Genomic DNA, 16,584 nt, shown 5'->3' with positions numbered 1-16,584 from the left:
AACACTGCCAAAGATTTTGTCTATTTTAATAGCTAAAATCAAAATATGAAAGAATCATTGCGATTCTTGAGAATAAGCACCCATTTTTTGAACTCGACAAAGGAAAATTACACGAAATAAAGACAGATAGACACAAAAAATCACCAAATACCATCCAGTATCTAGCAAATCACTGTTAATAATAGGTAAGTCGTTCAGCTTGCATGGGTGCGTTTGTCCTTTTGGGATGTGTTTCTATCCCACCATAAAAATAGATACACAAAAGGTCAAATACTTAATTATAATAAAAAAAAGCCAATAATGCAATATATTATTGGCTTTTTAAAAAATAATTTTTAAATTGCTGGTTGATTAATGAACAGCAATTTAGAAAAATTATTTAAGTTCGACGCTTGCGCCAGCTTCTTCAAGCTTCTTCTTAAGCTCTTCAGCTTCAGCTTTAGATGCAGCTTCTTTAACAGTTTGTGGCGCACCTTCAACTAGGTCTTTAGCTTCTTTTAGACCTAGACCGGTAACTTCACGCACAACTTTAATTACAGCAACTTTTTTATCGCCTGCGCTGGTTAGAACAACATCAAACTCATCTTTTTCTTCAGCTGCACCGCCAGCATCACCGCCAGCTGCTGGTGCTGCTGCTAGAGCTGCTGCAGATACACCGAATTTTTCTTCCATCGCAGAGATAAGTTCAACGATTTCCATAACTGATTTTTCTGCGATTGCGTCTAAGATTTGTTCATTAGTTAGTGACATAGCAATTATTCCTAAATAAAGGTATGAGAGTAAATAAATTTAAAATATGACAGTAAATTAAGCCGCTTCTGATTCCATCTTATCACGAAGTGCAGCCAAAGTGCGTGCAAGTTTGCCTGCTGCTGCTTCTTTCATCGTACCCATTAGACGCGCAATAGCTTCGTCGTAAGTTGGTAGGGTAGCTAGGCGATCGATAGATTTTGCGTCAATAAATTCACCTTCAAAAGCTGCGCCTTTGATTTCGAACTTATCGTTGGCCTTTGCAAATTCTTTGAACAAACGGGCTGCTGCACCAGGATGCTCATTTGAAAATGCGATTAATGTAGGACCAACGAATACATCGTTCATGCACTCAAAAGAGGTATCAGCTAAGGCACGACGCAACAAAGTGTTACGTACAATGCGCATATCAACCCCTGCCTCACGAGCAGCTTTACGAAGTTCGGTCATCTTTGCTACTGTAACTCCGCGCGAGTCGGCAACTACAGCAGAGAGCGCACCTTTGGCAGTTTCATTTACTTCAGCAACAATTGCTTGTTTGTCTTGAAGATTTAGTGCCATGGGTTGTCTCCAAAATTATTGCTTAAAATACCACAAAAGCAATAAGTCAAATTCACAAACACCAAAGGATGTTTGCACCATTACGGCGACAATATAGTCTCACCGTCTGCGTAGGCAGGTTTCTCCTATTAGATTGCTTAGCAATACCTACGGTCTTAGACAGCACAACCCGTTGTGCTGAACTAATAAATATTAATTTGTCAAAATTCTGTTGATGACCAAAGTAAACTTTAGCCATCAAAATTGTATTATTATAATCAATAAAATTTTTAAATCAAGTTAAATTATAAGAATTTAACTCAATGTATTGATTACTTATTAACACGGTGTGGCACTGGATCAATTGTGATGCCAGGACCCATAGTACTAGATAATGTAATCTTCTTAATATAAATACCTTTAGAAGTTGCTGGTTTAGCACGTTTAAGATCATTTAATAAAGCTGTTGCATTTTGCTCAATTTGATCAGCAGTGAAGCCCACTTGACCGATAGAAGCATGGATAATACCTGCTTTATCAACACGATACTGTGCCTGACCTGCTTTAGTATTTTTTACGGCAGTAGCGACATCAGCAGTTACTGTGCCAACTTTTGGGTTTGGCATCAAGCCGCGTGGACCAAGAATGGTACCAAGCTGACCGACAACACGCATAGCATCAGGTGATGCGATAACAACATCAAAATCCATATTACCAGCTTTGATGCTTTCTGCTAAGTCTTCAAAACCAACGACATCTGCACCCGCTTCTTTGGCAGCATCAGCAACAGCACCTTGTGCAAATACTGCAACACGCTTAGTTTTACCAGTACCTGCAGGTAGATTGGTTGCACCACGAACAACTTGATCAGATTTGCGTGGATCTACACCCAAATTAATCGCAATATCAATTGACTCTTTGAATTTTACTGCTGGCAAATCATTCAAAATTGCAACGGCTTCTTCGATCGTGTATAGCTTGTTGCTATCGACACGATCTTTGATTAATTGTTGACGCTTAGTTAGCTTAGCCATTACACACCCTCCACAGTGATACCCATTGAACGAGCAGTACCTGCAATGGTACGAATTGCCGCTTCAAGTTCAGCAGCGGTTAAATCCGCTTGCTTGGTTTTTACGATTTCTTCAAGCTGATCACGGTTTACAGTACCAACTTTTGAAGTGTTAGGCGTACTTGAACCTTTTGAAATACCTGCTGCTTTACGCAATAAAACTGCTGCAGGAGGTGATTTCATCACAAAAGTGAATGACTTGTCATTAAAAACGGTAATTACAACAGGAATAGGCAAGCCTGGCTCAATATTTGCAGAAGCAGCATTGAACTCTTTACAAAATGCCATGATATTTACGCCTTTTTGACCCAACGCTGGACCAATTGGTGGCGATGGATTTGCCTTTCCGGCAGGCACTTGTAGCTTGATGTAGCCATCAATCTTCTTTGCCATGAGAATCTCTCCAATAATGGGTAATAACGCTAAACAGCTCCCCAAGTTAATAACAAACTCTAGCTATTGACCAGAGCCAAAACCGTATATTATACGGCAATTAATTAATCTTTTCAACTTTATTAAATTCAAGCTCAACTTCAGTTGGGCGATTAAATACGCTAACAGTCAAATGTAATTTTGACTTATCATAATCCACTTTTTTGACAAGGCCTTTAAAGTCCGTAAACGGACCATCAATAACCAACACTTCTTCACCAGGCTCGAACATGGTTTTTGGACGCGGTGCATCACCAGTTTTATTAATACGATTTAGGATACGATCTGCTTCAATCTGAGTAATTGGTGCAGGATTCTCTGGCGTGCCACCGATAAATCCTGTGATATTTGGGCAAGATCTGACAATATGCCAAGTATCTTCATTCATTTCCATATTAATCAGGACATAGCCTGGGAAAAGTTTTTGCTGCATGGTGCATTTTTTACCTTCACGCATTTCAACAACTTCTTCAGTCGGTACAAGCACTTCACCAAATTTATCAGCAAATTCACTACGTTTAATGCGTTCAACCAAAGAACGCTGTACTTGATTTTCGTAACCAGAGAACGCTTGAATGATATACCAACGCATTTATCAACCCTTTTTAGTTATTTAAATAATCAAGCCAACAATGTAGCTAAAAAACATATCTAGCAACCAAATGATAATTCCAAAAATAATCATTATCAAAATTACTTGCCAAGTATAACGAGCAGTCTCATCTTTGGTTGGCCATGTCACACGACGCAGCTCAATACCTGCATCTTTTAACAATGTTTTGAAAGCTGATCCTTGATTGGTAAACGCCAAACATATAAAACCAAATACAACCAAGCTTACCGTAATAGCAATCTGTGTCCAAACATTATTGGCAGGTGCCCAATACCTTGGCAAATATTGGGATACCAAAGTTGCTGAGATCATAGCAATGATGGCAATTAACCACAACAAAAAATCTTTTGCTGAATGTTTTTTAGCAACCTCTACCACACTCTCTTTTGCAACCGTGATAGGGTCTTTTGTATGTTGTGAGCCAGATGCTGAAGTTCCAGATTGGATATCCAAATTGTCTTTATTATCGCTCATGCAGGGACTTGCCTTGGAATGACCAATTTTTATGAAGTTAAAAGAATGGTATGAATAATAAGATGGCAGGCGATGAGGGACTCGAACCCCCAACCCTCGGATTTGGAGTCCGATGCTCTACCAATTGAGCCAATCGCCTAGGGTATTAAGGATTGCTATTATAGCAAACTTTTTATTTTTTGCAAGTATTTTATCTAAAAAATTCAAGCAATATCCAACAAAAAACCAAACCCTTTCAGGTTTGGTTTTTGTGGTAACTGCTTAAGTTAAATACTAAAAATATCAGTCTTTAACATTAGCAACAACACCAGCACCTACGGTACGACCGCCTTCACGGATAGCAAAGCGTAGACCTTTATCCATGGCGATTGGGTGGATAAGCTCAACACTCATCTCAACATTGTCACCAGGCATAACCATTTCGGTACCTTCTTGTAGAGTGATGGCACCAGTCACATCTGTGGTACGGAAGTAGAACTGTGGGCGATAGCCATTTAAGAATGGGGTGTGACGACCACCTTCTTCTTTTGACAGTACATAAACTTCAGCATCAAACTTAGTATGTGGGGTGATTGAACCTGGTTTTGCAAGTACTTGACCGCGTTGAACTTCTTCACGCTTAGTACCACGCAACAAGATACCACAGTTCTCACCTGCACGACCTTCGTCTAACAGTTTACGGAACATTTCAACACCAGTACAGGTGGTTTTAGCAGTTGGTTTGATACCGATGATTTCAATTTCATCACCAACTTTAATAATACCTGATTCAACACGACCAGTCACAACTGTACCACGACCTGAGATCGAGAAGACATCTTCAATTGGCATCAAGAATGACTTATCGATATCACGCTCAGGCTCTGGGATATAGCTGTCTAGTGTGTCTAGCAGTTCTAGAACTGCAGGCTCGCCATATTTACCATCAGAACCATTCAATGCTTCTAGTGCTGAACCTTTGATGATTGGGGTATCATCACCAGGGAAATCATAGTCAGATAGAAGTTCACGAACTTCCATTTCAACCAATTCTAGTAGCTCTTCATCATCAACCATATCGCACTTGTTCATGAATACCATGATGTATGGTACACCAACCTGACGAGATAGTAGGATATGCTCACGAGTTTGTGGCATAGGACCATCAGTTGCAGAAACAACCAAGATAGCGCCGTCCATCTGTGCTGCACCTGTGATCATGTTTTTAACATAGTCAGCGTGACCTGGGCAGTCTACATGTGCGTAGTGACGAGCTGCAGTGTCATACTCAATATGAGAGGTGTTGATGGTGATACCGCGTGCTTTTTCTTCAGGTGCTGAGTCAATAGCAGCGTAATCTTTTGCTTCACCACCGTGGTGCTTAGCAGCAACGGTTGCGATAGCAGCAGTTAGAGTGGTTTTACCATGGTCAACGTGACCGATGGTACCAACATTTACGTGTGGTTTTACACGTTCAAACTTGGCCTTTGCCATGATGGTTTCCTCGAGTATATGCGATCATACAAACAGATCGCAACATTGTTAAAATTTGATTCATGATACCATCCGAGTATCAGATGGTATCTGATGATACTACTGCTAATAGACGATTAATTATTCATCATCATCTTTAGCTGTAAATTTCTTGATGATCTCATCAGCAACATTTTTTGGCGTTTCTTGATACTTCAAGAATTCCATTGAGTAAGTTGCACGACCTTGAGACATTGAACGCATTTGGGTTGCATAGCCAAACATTTCAGCCAATGGTACTTCTGCACGAATAGACTTGGTGCCACCAGGAAGATCATCCATGCCTTGAACCATACCACGACGACGGTTCAAGTCACCCATGATGTCGCCCATGTAGTCTTCAGGTGTTTCCACTTCAACTTTCATGATAGGCTCAAGTAGCGCTGGATTGGCTTGTAGAAAGCCTTTTTTGAACGCCATAGAACCTGCCATCTTAAATGATAGCTCATCAGAGTCAACATCATGATAAGAACCATCATATAAAGTTGCCTTGATACCAACAACTGGATATCCTGCGATAACGCCATTTTTCATACGCTCTTGGATACCTTTATCAACTGCTGCATGGTATTCTTTTGGAACTACACCGCCGACAATTTCTTCGTTAAATTCGTATTCCACATCGCCTGTCGGATCAAGTGGTTCAAGACGCAACCAAACATGACCAAATTTACCACGACCACCTGTTTGACGAACGAACTTACCTTCAACTTCCACAGATTGGCGAATCGTTTCACGATAAGCAACCTGGGGCGCACCAATATTAGCTTCAACATTAAATTCACGCTTCATACGATCAACGATGATGTCAAGGTGAAGCTCGCCCATACCTGAAATAATCGTTTGACCCGATTCTTCATCTGTGCGTACACGGAATGAAGGATCTTCTTTTGCTAAGCGACCCAAAGCAACTGACATTTTTTCTTGGTCAGCTTTTGTTTTTGGCTCAACCGCCAAAGAAATTACTGGCTCTGGGAATTCCATACGCTCTAGAGTGATGATGTTATCGTTATCACACAGCGTGTCGCCCGTGGTTACATCTTTCATACCTACTAAAGCTGCAATGTCGCCTGCACGGATCTCTTCAACTTCTTTTTGTTCATTGGCGTGCATCTGTACGATACGACCGATACGCTCACGCTTCATCTTAACAGGGTTATAAACGCTATCACCTTGCTTAACAACACCAGAATAAACACGAACAAATGTCAAGTTGCCAACATACTTATCATTCATGATTTTGAATGCCAATGCTGAAAAAGGTGCTTCATCAGAAGCTTCACGAGAAGCTTCGGTTTCGGCTTTATCATCCAAAATGCCTTTGATCGCTTCAACATCATCAGGTGCTGGTAAGAACTCGATGACAGCATCCAGCATACGCTGTACGCCTTTGTTCTTGAACGCTGAACCACATAGCATCGGCTGAATCTCACTCGCCAAAGTGCGGATACGCAAACCTGCAACGATATCTTCTTTTGACAATTCGCCTTCTTCAAGGTATTTATCCATCAGCTCTTCAGATGCCTCAGCGGCAGCTTCGATCATGTTAGTACGCCACTCTTCGGCAGTGTCAACCAAGTCTGCTGGGATTTCGCCATATTCAAACTTCATACCTTGTGACGCTTCATCCCAGATGATAGACTTCATCTCGATCAAGTCAACCACACCAGTAAAGTTTTCTTCTGAACCGATAGGAATAACGATTGGCACAGGGCTTGCACCTAAGCGAGTTTTCATCTGCTCAACAACACGGAAAAAATTTGCACCTGTACGGTCCATTTTATTCACAAATGCCAAGCGAGGTACTTTATATTTGTTAGCCTGACGCCATACGGTTTCAGACTGTGGTTGTACGCCACCAACAGCACAATAAACCATGCAAGCACCGTCAAGAACACGCATAGAACGCTCAACTTCTACAGTGAAGTCAACATGGCCTGGGGTGTCAATAACATTGATACGATGTTCTTTGAACTGGTTACCCATGCCTGACCAAAATGCGGTGGTCGCAGCAGAAGTAATGGTAATACCACGCTCTTGCTCTTGTTCCATCCAGTCCATGGTAGCAGCACCGTCATGTACCTCACCAATTTTATGTGATACACCAGTATAAAACAAAATACGCTCAGAGGTAGTGGTTTTACCTGCATCAATGTGTGCCGAGATACCAATATTACGGTAGCGACTAATAGGGGTTGTACGAGCCATAATTTTTCCTAGAAAAATTCTGTTTAATTTGGTAAATCTGTTGGCTATTAACCATCACAACCAACAGATTTTTGAGTATTATTTGGAAATAAATTTCCAAAAACAATTGCAATTATTGCAAGAAAAGTATGCACCAAACGCTGGTTAATGCACCTAAAATTAGAAACGATAGTGTGAAAACGCTTTGTTTGCGTCCGCCATGCGGTGAACATCATCACGCTTCTTGATGGCTGCACCTTTACCTTCTGAAGCATCATTTAGCTCACCAGCTAGGCGTAGAGCCATAGATTTTTCAGAACGCTTTGAAGCAGCATCAGCTAACCAACGCATAGCCAAGGCGGTACGACGGGATGGGCGTACTTCCATGGGTACTTGATAGGTAGCACCACCAACACGGCGAGCCTTAACTTCAACGGTTGGGCGAACATTTTCTAGCACTTCTTCAAAAAAAGCCACAGGGTCTTGGATATTCTTTTTGGCAACAACTGCTTCTAGTGCGCCATAAACAATTTTTTCTGCGACTGATTTTTTACCATCAACCATCACATGGTTAATGAACTTAGCAATTGTTTGGCTGCCGAATTTAGGATCTGGTAGAATTTCACGGGCAGCGACGACACGACGTCTTGGCATAATAGTTTTCCTTATCTCTTCAGGATTATCTGGTATAAAGCTAGGTTTAACCAGCCTTACTGCATGATTGGGTCTGACACACCAAACCCTGATTCACGCAACAATGTCTTAGGCAAATAATTAGGCCTTAGGACGCTTAGCGCCGTATTTAGAACGGCCTTGCTTACGATCTTTCACGCCTGCACAGTCAAGTGCACCACGCACGGTATGGTAACGCACACCTGGCAAGTCTTTTACACGACCGCCACGGATTAATACAACACTATGCTCTTGAAGGTTGTGACCTTCACCACCGATATAGCTAGAAACTTCATAACCTGAAGTTAGGCGTACACGGCAAACTTTACGCATGGCTGAGTTAGGTTTTTTTGGTGTGGTAGTATAGACACGAGTACACACACCACGACGCTGTGGGCACGCTTGCAACGCAGGAACTTTTGATTTTTCCTTGATGGTTGTGCGACCCTTGCGGATAAGCTGGTTTGTAGTTGCCATAGGGCAATTTTCTCCCGTTGTTGTTAAAAATTCGTCATCAATCAAGCACCAATTTTAGTTGGTACCTTCAACCAATAACGCAAATCCCCATTTAGGGCAATATATTATAGGGCTAAATCAAGAAAACTTCAAGCAGCCCTATAAAATAAATTATGTTTTTGATAAGAATAATTCAAGCCGCTATCAAAAAATGACTGATTGATAGCGGTTTTTTGATTACTCTTCGGTAGTTGCTTCTTGATTTTCAGTATTTTCACCTGAGTTAGCAATCAATTGATGGCTTTGCTCAAAATCATCTGAAAAGGTTGCCATCGCTGTACCGATGACTTCATCAATCAGCTCATTATTATAATGAGCACCCACTGCTACTGCAGATATTGGCAAAATTTTATGCAACCAATTTGGATTTAAATTATCAAGATTAACAAATTTATCCAAATCCAAAAACTGTTTGGCATAAGGTTGGCTTTCACGATAACGAGCAGATAAGCTATCTAACTGAGCTTTAATGCCTGTTTGTTGAGCATTGGCAAGCATGCTACTACCCAAAGCCAACGCTGTCAAAATCACCTGTTTTTCTTGGAGTTTTTCAAGATTAGCACCTGACAGCACACCATAAGCCTTCTTAGCACCTTCTTTGCCAGTCAGCGGCTGATCATAAATGGCAGCCACTTGATAAACTGTACGCAAAGATACCATCAATAGCCAAGCTGCATCAGCAAGCACACCTTTTAAGCCTGCTAAGCCTGCCACACCACCAAGTGTTGCCAACGCACGGTTTTGATTAGCAATATCTTCGGCAAAAGCATTACGCTCTTGGGTGTTCATGGTATTGATTAAATCAAATCTTGGGTCATTTTTAAGATCTTTGATTGCCCATGCATTCGACCATTCAGCTACTTTATTATAAAGTGATTCACCGATGGCTTCAAATTTAGATTGAGGAACGACTTTAGCCGCCACATTCTTAGCCGCAACTGCTTTGGCACCAAATATTTGTCCTGCAAAAAAACTGCTTTGAGCATGAAACGCATCTTTATCAAAACTTTCACGATGCAAGTCAACGCCTTGGTAGTGTTTATTTTTATTTTGGCTAATGCCATACATGCCAGACAAATAAGCACCCACTTTACCAAGTTTAGCGGTTAAACCCTTATCTTCGTGGGTGGCGTCATACGCTTCGCCAGCTGCTTTGGCAGCTTGTAGAGATTCTTGGGCATTGGTTTGTAGTGCTTGTGCTTCTTCTTTAATGACTTGGGTAGCCAAATCTACATTTTCACTGACTGCATTAATTTTTTCAGTTGCACCAAATTTCTCACCCAATTCTTGAACTTTCTCATCCAAAGCGGACTTACCTTGTTCAAAGAGCTGATTGAGCTTATCTTTTGCACTTTGAGCGGTTGATTGTACCGAATCGGCGGCAGCGACCGAGCCACTTACTACGGCAGCTTGGGCTTCTGCAATGGCATCATCAGCAGCGGTTTGAGCTGTTTGTTTAAGCTCTTCACCAGAAGATTTTAGGGTATCAGCTTTTTGGCTAAGCTGAGATTTTACCTCTTCTGTTTTATCAACAGCAGCTTGCTTAATCTCATCTATTTTTTCGCTTGCGGTATTTTTGAAAGATTCGGTGGTATGTTTGACATCATCTACCACATCTTCAACTTTACGCTTAGCAGCGGCGGCAGCTTGCACTGCCTTATCTTTTAGGGTCTGTTTTTCTTGATCTTGATCGGTGTCGTCTTGATCAGTATCATCTTGATCAGTATCGTCTTTTAGGGAATCAACCTGATCTAAGACTTTATCTTTGATGGTTTCTACTTTGTCTTCAACCGCTTGTTTGGCTGATTCAAATGCTTGAGTAGCATCATCTTTGAGTGATTGAGCTTCAGTTTTGGCGGTCTCAACCTTATCGCTGGCCGCTTGTTTTAACGCTTCAACTGTATCGGCAGCATCTTCTTGCAAAGATTGGGCTTTACCCTTGATATCCTCAACTTTATCTTCAACCAAATTCTGAGCTTTTTCTACCTTATCTTGGGTAGCCTCTTTGGCGACTTCAAGCTTTTTAGAGGCTTTGTCCTGAAGATCTTGTGCTTTATTCTCAAAATCTTCTTGAACCTCTTGAGCTTTTTGTTTAACGCCATCTACCACAGTCTCATCATCTACTTTAGATGCGTCATCAGTGTGATCTGCTTGGTCAGCTTTGGTATCCGTATCACGAATAATCAAAACATCAGAGACAGCTTGATTGTCGATATCTACTTCAGCAACAATTTCAACATCATCATATTCAGCGACTTCTTGAGCCAGCTCTTTGACTTGATCATCATGGCTGTGTTGTGTTTGTTTGGTGGTTTTTTGAGTTGATTTTGTCATCAGTTACTCCATGATTTTGGTATTAAGATTCAGGTTTTGACATAAAATACAAAAAGTCAATTTACTTTTATCTATCGTATGTCCAACCTCATTAATTGTATGAAATTGTCATAAAAATTATCTTCTAAAGATTATCACAAAAACTAAACTACGCCTAGTGATAATATACAACATAAATGTTATTAAATGTTCATAAATACCGTCGCCAATTGATGAATAACTAAATATTTGGTAAACCCTTGTCTATCTTTAGTCATTTTCACCTATTTTTATGAAAATTTTGGGAAAATTTCCCTAAGTGTTGGAATAATTTGTTACAATAGCAAGATTACAACTGTAAACTTTTTAGGATGAAATTATGAAACGAGTTGTCATCACAGGTGCAGGCATTGTTTCTTGCTTGGGTAATGATTTAGATACTGTCAAGGAGGCCTTAGAAAATGGGCGTTCAGGCATTCGCTTTAAGCAAGAATATGCCGATTTGGGATTTAAATCATGCGTGGCAGGTAGTATAGATCATGATGACTTGGACACCACAGGCATTGATCGTAAATTAAAGCGCTTTATGAGCAACGCCAGCCTTTATGCATATATCAGTGCTTTATCAGCAATCAAAAACGCAGGGCTTAGCATTGACACCATCGCTGACAATCCTAGGGTTTCGGTGGTTGCAGCATCGGGCGGTGCTTCTACTGCGGATGTGGTGGCAGCTGCGGATGCCATGCGTGAAAAAGGCTTGCGTGGCGTAGGTGCAATGGCAGTTCCCAAAATCATGGCAAGCTCGGTATCTGCGACCTTAGCGACGGGGCTAAAAATCAAGGGCTTGTCTTACTCGCTATCTTCTGCCTGTGCCACTTCAAGCCACTGTGTCGGTCATGCCATGGAGCTGATTCAACTTGGTAAGGCTGATATCGTACTGGCAGGCGGCGGTGAAAGTGAGCATTGGACGCAATCGTGTATGTTTGATGCCATGGGTGCAATGAGTACACAGTACAGCGATACTCCACAATCCGCCAGTCGCCCCTATGATAAAGATCGTGATGGCTTTGTGATTGCAGGCGGTGGTGGCATGGTTGTTGTTGAAAGTCTTGAATCAGCACAGTCCCGTGGGGCAACAATCTTGGCAGAGATTACAGGCTATGGTGCAACTTCAGACGGTGCAGAAATGGTTGCACCAAGTGGCGAAGGTGCGGTCAGATGTATGCAAATCGCCCTTGCTCAAGCAGGATTAGCCAGTGTTGATTACATCAATAGCCACGGCACCAGCACACCCCTTGGAGATATCACAGAACTTAACGCCATCGCAACCGTCTTTGGTGGAGCAAAGCAAACACCACCCATCAGCTCAACCAAATCCATGACAGGTCATAGTTTGGGTGCGGTAGGTACCCAAGAGCTGATCTATTGTCTGCTCATGATGAACCATGAGTTTATTGCTCCGACGATTAATATCCAAAATTTAGATGACGCTGCCAAAGATTTTGACATCGTTACCCAAACTCGTCAAACAGCACTCAATAGCATCATGAGCAATAGCTTTGGCTTTGGAGGTACCAACGCCGCTTTGGTTATCCAAAAATTTAATAATTAAGACAACAAGGTCATGGGGACGGCATCCCTGTGACCTTATTAAACATAACAGCCATACAGCCATCTTGTCAAATCCAACGGCTTAACTTTTCAAGTATTGCAAGCTAAACTGAAACAATCAGATCACTCCCCCTTTTTCTTTTTTGTATTTTGCTTTATAATTTGCATTTTTATTTGCCATTTGATAATGCTAAAACATCACTTTGCCACCACATACACCCCAAGTCAAATCACAGCTCTCATCACGACGCATCATCCTGATTGGCAAGTGTGCTTTTTAAATAATGCACATCGCCCTGTGATTGGGATTTGTCCTAAGGTTGCATGGACAGCTACTTTTGATAAAAATCTGTACATTCACAAAAAAACTCGTCAAGTACATGGAGCAAAGCGTGCGAATGAACAACGCTACCCATCTACTTATGACAACTGGCAGCATGAGCTGATAGCCTATGCCAATCAAATGAATCTCGATGATTATCATGGCTTAAATCATAGCAGCTATGTGCATGGATTTATGGGATTTATTAGCTATGATTTATCAGCACATCAGTTAAATCATCGCATTACCATCAAGCCAAATCAACCTTGTGGCTATTTGGCACATTATGATATTTATCTTCAGCCCATCAAAGACGGCTATAACTTAATTGGCATGGGCGTTTGTTCTGAATTTTTTCAGCGTATTACCCATCAGTTATCTGACTTATTATGTCGTTGTCCGCCCACAGCATCGCCGATAGACTTTCAGCCTATTTGGACAAAAACAGAGTATGCCAAAGCATTTTATCAAACCCAAGAATATCTAAAAGCAGGCGATACTTATCAAATCAACCTAACCCAAAAATGGCATGCTCATTTAGACCGTCTGGCAAACCACTTGCCTGATTTACAAGACACAATGAATGCACCTTTTGCAGGATTTTTACAATTGGGGGAATTTGAACTACTCTCCATCTCACCAGAGCTATTTTTTGAATTTTACAAAACAAACGGTAAAATCCATCTGATCACCAAGCCCATTAAAGGCACACGCCCACGCCATACAGACCCTATTATAGATGATGAGCTTAAACAATCTCTTGCAAATAGCGAAAAAGATATCAGCGAAAATCTGATGATTGTGGATTTGCTCAGAAATGATTTGGGCAAATATGCACAAATTGGTACGGTCAAAACGCCCAAGCGTTTCGCCATCGAAAGCTTTAAAAATGTGCATCACATGGTCAGCACTGTTACAGCGACGCTCAGTGATACGCATCCAATTACCGTCTTATTCGGCTCGCTGCCAGCTGGCTCTATCACGGGTGCACCCAAAAAACGGGCATGCGAGATTATCCATGAGCTTGAAACCTCACCTCGCGGTGCCTACTGTGGGACGATGGGCTATATGAATTTTGACGGTACAGGCAGCTGGAATGTATTAATTCGCACACTACAAAAATGGCAAGAATGCGAGATCTGGGCAGGTGGTGGCATTACCATCAAATCAAATGTTGATGATGAGTATCAAGAATGCCAAGATAAAATTGGCACTATTTTGGCAAAAATGTCTAAGCCAAAATAGTGCTTGATTTAAGTCTTAGATGGCTTTGGTTCTTTCGATCAGCCAGTCTTTAGCTGCACCACTGACACGATCAATCAGCTCATCATGCACACGCTGATGGTAGTGATTTAGCCAAGATTTTTCATCTTCGGTCAAAAGGCTGGGCAAAATGAGACGAGTGTCAAAAGGACACAAAGTCAAATCATCAAATTTTAAAAATGTGCCAAACTCACTGCGATCAGCCTCAACACAGACAGCACAGTTTTCTAAACGGATACCCCACTGACCTTCACGATACAATCCAGGTTCATTGGTGGTTACCATGCCACGCTTAAGCACACGCTCTGGCGTTGTTGGAGCAAATACTGAAATCACTTGCGGACCTTCATGGACATTCATAAAATAGCCCACGCCATGTCCTGTACCATGATTATAATCCAAACCCTGACGCCATAAATGGATTCGGGCTAACGCATCTACTTGTGATGACGCCAAACCTTCAGGAAACTGTGCTTGTGCCAGTCCAATATGTGCTTTGAGTACATAAGTAACATCGCGTTTTTCATCATCGCTCACTTGACCCACGCTTGCCATGCGTGTAATGTCGGTTGTGCCATTATAATACTGTGCACCTGAATCGATGAGTAACAGCCCATCACCTTCGATCACACTGTAATTATCTTCACTTGCACTATAATGCACAATTGCTCCATTGGCTTGAAATCCTGCGATGGTATCAAAACTGGGTGAAACATAGTGCTTTTGTTTACTGCGTGCCTCGATGAGCATACGATCGATATCAAGTTCGGTGATACGCTCGCCAAGTGATGTTTTGGCTTCAAATTCGGCAAAAAATTCACAAAGTGCCGCACCATCTTGACGCATGGCTTCACGAATATGTTCGATGTCTGCCTCAGATTTGATGGCTTTGATGATTGTACTTGGATTCATGGCACGAATCAGCTCAACCGATGAAGAAAGCTGCTTTAAAGTACCAATCGCAATGCGTGATGGATCAATTAACAGCTTGCCTGAAACTTGAGCAATCGCATCGCCAATCGCTTGATATTCAGCAACTTGTACGCCCATCGACTCAAGTGAGGTGCGTATTTTGTCATCAAGCTTATTGATATCAACAAATAAAGTCGCCTTGGTATCGTCTAATAGCAAGTGTGATAAAAATACAGGATTAAATTCCACATCAGATCCACGCAAATTTAACAACCAAGCAATATCATCAAGGCTAGATATCAGATGAACATCTGCTTGTTTTTGTTGGATTTGAGCACGAACCTGTGCTAATTTTTCGGCAACCGTTGTATCAACAAACTCAGCAGGATGCTCATAAATGGCGGCATCTGGTAACTGTGGTCGATCTGTCCAAATTTTTGACAACAAATCCAAGTCTGTTACTAACTGAATATCTTTATCCAAAAATGCTGTTTTTAAATTATCATGCTCATTTACAGACAATACATTGCCATCGATGGCAACCTTAGAACCAGCTGGTAATGTGTCAGCCAAATATTGTGTAAAAGTCGGCTGTCCGATCTGCATTTTTTGAAATTCAATGCCCGTACCTGCCAGCTGAATGGGTGCTTGTACCCAATAGCGACTGTCTGTCCATAAGCCTGCAAATGTCTGAGTGACAACCAGCGTTCCCACCGAACCTGTAAAGCCAGATACCCAAGCTCGGCCCTGCCAATATTTAGGCAAATACTCCGACATATGCGGATCGGCTGATGGGATAATCAACGCATCCACACCTTCATCTGCCAGAATTTGACGAGCAAGACCGATACGCTCTTGATATCTATTTGACGAATTTAGCATAACTTTTCCTTGATAATGATAAACCTATATTATATGCCTAAAGCGTTTAATTTTAACATAAGTTTGAACAATTGTTCTACGAATAAGGCAATCCACCTGATAAATCTTTAAGATTTAGGGCGATAAAATAAAAAACCCTTGTGATACTCACAAGGGCTAAAAGCCATAAAAAGTCAATTACTTTGCAATGTGGCGACTTCAGCTTCAGCAGGTTCAGCTTGGGCTGGATGCTCGCCTGCTGGGCGTAGCCATGCTGAAATTGCAATACCTGCAATCATTACAAGCAATAGCACAGTACCAATCAATGCTGTTAGCGATTCTTTGAGTGGGTTATTATTTGAAGCATCATGTGCCATGGGTAACCTGCCTAATTTAGTCTAAGATGGGTAATGATTTAATTTAAGATGAAACCTAAAATGAATTATCCTTATTATATAACAAATGATGGCTTTTTGTACAATGACTTTTATCAATTCAAAGTTGTCTAAACCCAAAATGTCAAAATTCACAACC

General features: G+C 41.4%; 15 protein-coding genes and 1 tRNA gene. 2 read left to right on the top strand and 14 right to left on the bottom strand.

Annotated features, from left to right (window positions below; translation table 11 throughout):
- Positions 1-375 precede the first annotated feature (375 nt).
- The 12 genes from rplL to HMPREF2573_RS01695 form a co-directional block, all read right to left on the bottom strand.
- The gene (gene rplL / locus HMPREF2573_RS01750; protein ID WP_003656495.1) at positions 376-750 is read right to left on the bottom strand and encodes a 50S ribosomal protein L7/L12; all 375 of its coding nucleotides are present in this window, start codon (positions 748-750) and stop codon (positions 376-378) included.
- Between the two features lie 57 nt (positions 751-807).
- Complete coding sequence (gene rplJ / locus HMPREF2573_RS01745) at positions 808-1,311, bottom strand: 50S ribosomal protein L10 (protein WP_003656498.1); 504 nt, start codon at positions 1,309-1,311, stop codon at positions 808-810.
- Positions 1,312-1,622: 311 nt separating this feature from the next.
- Positions 1,623-2,324, bottom strand: a complete 702-nt coding sequence (rplA, locus tag HMPREF2573_RS01740) for a 50S ribosomal protein L1 (RefSeq protein WP_003656500.1) — start codon at positions 2,322-2,324, stop codon at positions 1,623-1,625.
- Positions 2,324-2,755: a 50S ribosomal protein L11 gene (gene rplK / locus HMPREF2573_RS01735; RefSeq protein ID WP_003658756.1), complete on the bottom strand. Its 432-nt coding sequence runs from the start codon at positions 2,753-2,755 to the stop codon at positions 2,324-2,326. The genes rplA and rplK overlap by 1 nt, the downstream gene beginning before the upstream one ends.
- A 100-nt stretch (positions 2,756-2,855) precedes the next feature.
- Positions 2,856-3,386 (bottom strand): transcription termination/antitermination protein NusG, encoded by a 531-nt coding sequence (nusG, locus tag HMPREF2573_RS01730; protein ID WP_003658755.1) that lies wholly within the window; start codon positions 3,384-3,386, stop codon positions 2,856-2,858.
- Between the two features lie 21 nt (positions 3,387-3,407).
- Positions 3,408-3,881: a preprotein translocase subunit SecE gene (gene secE, locus HMPREF2573_RS01725; protein ID WP_003656505.1), complete on the bottom strand. Its 474-nt coding sequence runs from the start codon at positions 3,879-3,881 to the stop codon at positions 3,408-3,410.
- A 63-nt stretch (positions 3,882-3,944) separates the two neighbouring features.
- Positions 3,945-4,020, bottom strand: a tRNA-Trp gene (locus HMPREF2573_RS01720).
- A gap of 143 nt (positions 4,021-4,163) precedes the next feature.
- Positions 4,164-5,354, bottom strand: coding sequence for an elongation factor Tu (gene tuf, locus HMPREF2573_RS01715; protein WP_003656211.1), 1,191 nt, complete (start codon positions 5,352-5,354; stop codon positions 4,164-4,166).
- Positions 5,355-5,474: 120 nt separating this feature from the next.
- Positions 5,475-7,601, bottom strand: a complete 2,127-nt coding sequence (gene fusA, locus HMPREF2573_RS01710) for an elongation factor G (protein ID WP_003656379.1) — start codon at positions 7,599-7,601, stop codon at positions 5,475-5,477.
- A gap of 159 nt (positions 7,602-7,760) precedes the next feature.
- Positions 7,761-8,234, bottom strand: a complete 474-nt coding sequence (gene rpsG / locus HMPREF2573_RS01705) for a 30S ribosomal protein S7 (protein WP_003656378.1) — start codon at positions 8,232-8,234, stop codon at positions 7,761-7,763.
- A 120-nt stretch (positions 8,235-8,354) separates the two neighbouring features.
- A complete protein-coding gene (gene rpsL, locus HMPREF2573_RS01700) occupies positions 8,355-8,729 on the bottom strand; it encodes a 30S ribosomal protein S12 (RefSeq protein ID WP_003656377.1) in 375 nt (124 codons plus the stop codon).
- A 216-nt stretch (positions 8,730-8,945) separates the two neighbouring features.
- Positions 8,946-11,102: an EcsC family protein gene (locus HMPREF2573_RS01695; protein WP_070472349.1), complete on the bottom strand. Its 2,157-nt coding sequence runs from the start codon at positions 11,100-11,102 to the stop codon at positions 8,946-8,948.
- A gap of 358 nt (positions 11,103-11,460) precedes the next feature.
- Here HMPREF2573_RS01695 and HMPREF2573_RS01690 point away from each other — a divergent pair, with 358 nt between their 5' ends.
- Positions 11,461-12,693 (top strand): beta-ketoacyl synthase N-terminal-like domain-containing protein, encoded by a 1,233-nt coding sequence (locus HMPREF2573_RS01690; protein ID WP_003656374.1) that lies wholly within the window; start codon positions 11,461-11,463, stop codon positions 12,691-12,693.
- A gap of 186 nt (positions 12,694-12,879) precedes the next feature.
- Entirely contained in the window at positions 12,880-14,259 is a 1,380-nt protein-coding gene (locus HMPREF2573_RS01685; RefSeq protein WP_070472346.1) for an anthranilate synthase component I family protein, read from the top strand.
- A 15-nt stretch (positions 14,260-14,274) separates the two neighbouring features.
- On the opposite strand, the gene HMPREF2573_RS01680 is transcribed toward HMPREF2573_RS01685, so the two are convergent.
- Together HMPREF2573_RS01680 and HMPREF2573_RS01675 are read right to left on the bottom strand one after the other, a co-directional pair.
- Positions 14,275-16,071 (bottom strand): aminopeptidase P family protein, encoded by a 1,797-nt coding sequence (locus HMPREF2573_RS01680; protein WP_003661782.1) that lies wholly within the window; start codon positions 16,069-16,071, stop codon positions 14,275-14,277.
- A gap of 173 nt (positions 16,072-16,244) precedes the next feature.
- On the bottom strand, positions 16,245-16,427 hold the full coding sequence (locus HMPREF2573_RS01675) for a hypothetical protein (protein WP_003656368.1): 183 nt from the start codon (positions 16,425-16,427) through the stop codon (positions 16,245-16,247).
- Positions 16,428-16,584: the final 157 nt, after the last annotated feature.

The organism is Moraxella sp. HMSC061H09 (assembly GCF_001809255.1).
GTDB lineage: Bacteria > Pseudomonadota > Gammaproteobacteria > Pseudomonadales > Moraxellaceae > Moraxella > Moraxella catarrhalis.
Note: the sequence above shows the minus strand (reverse complement) of the source record. Positions and strands in the feature narration are given on the sequence as shown.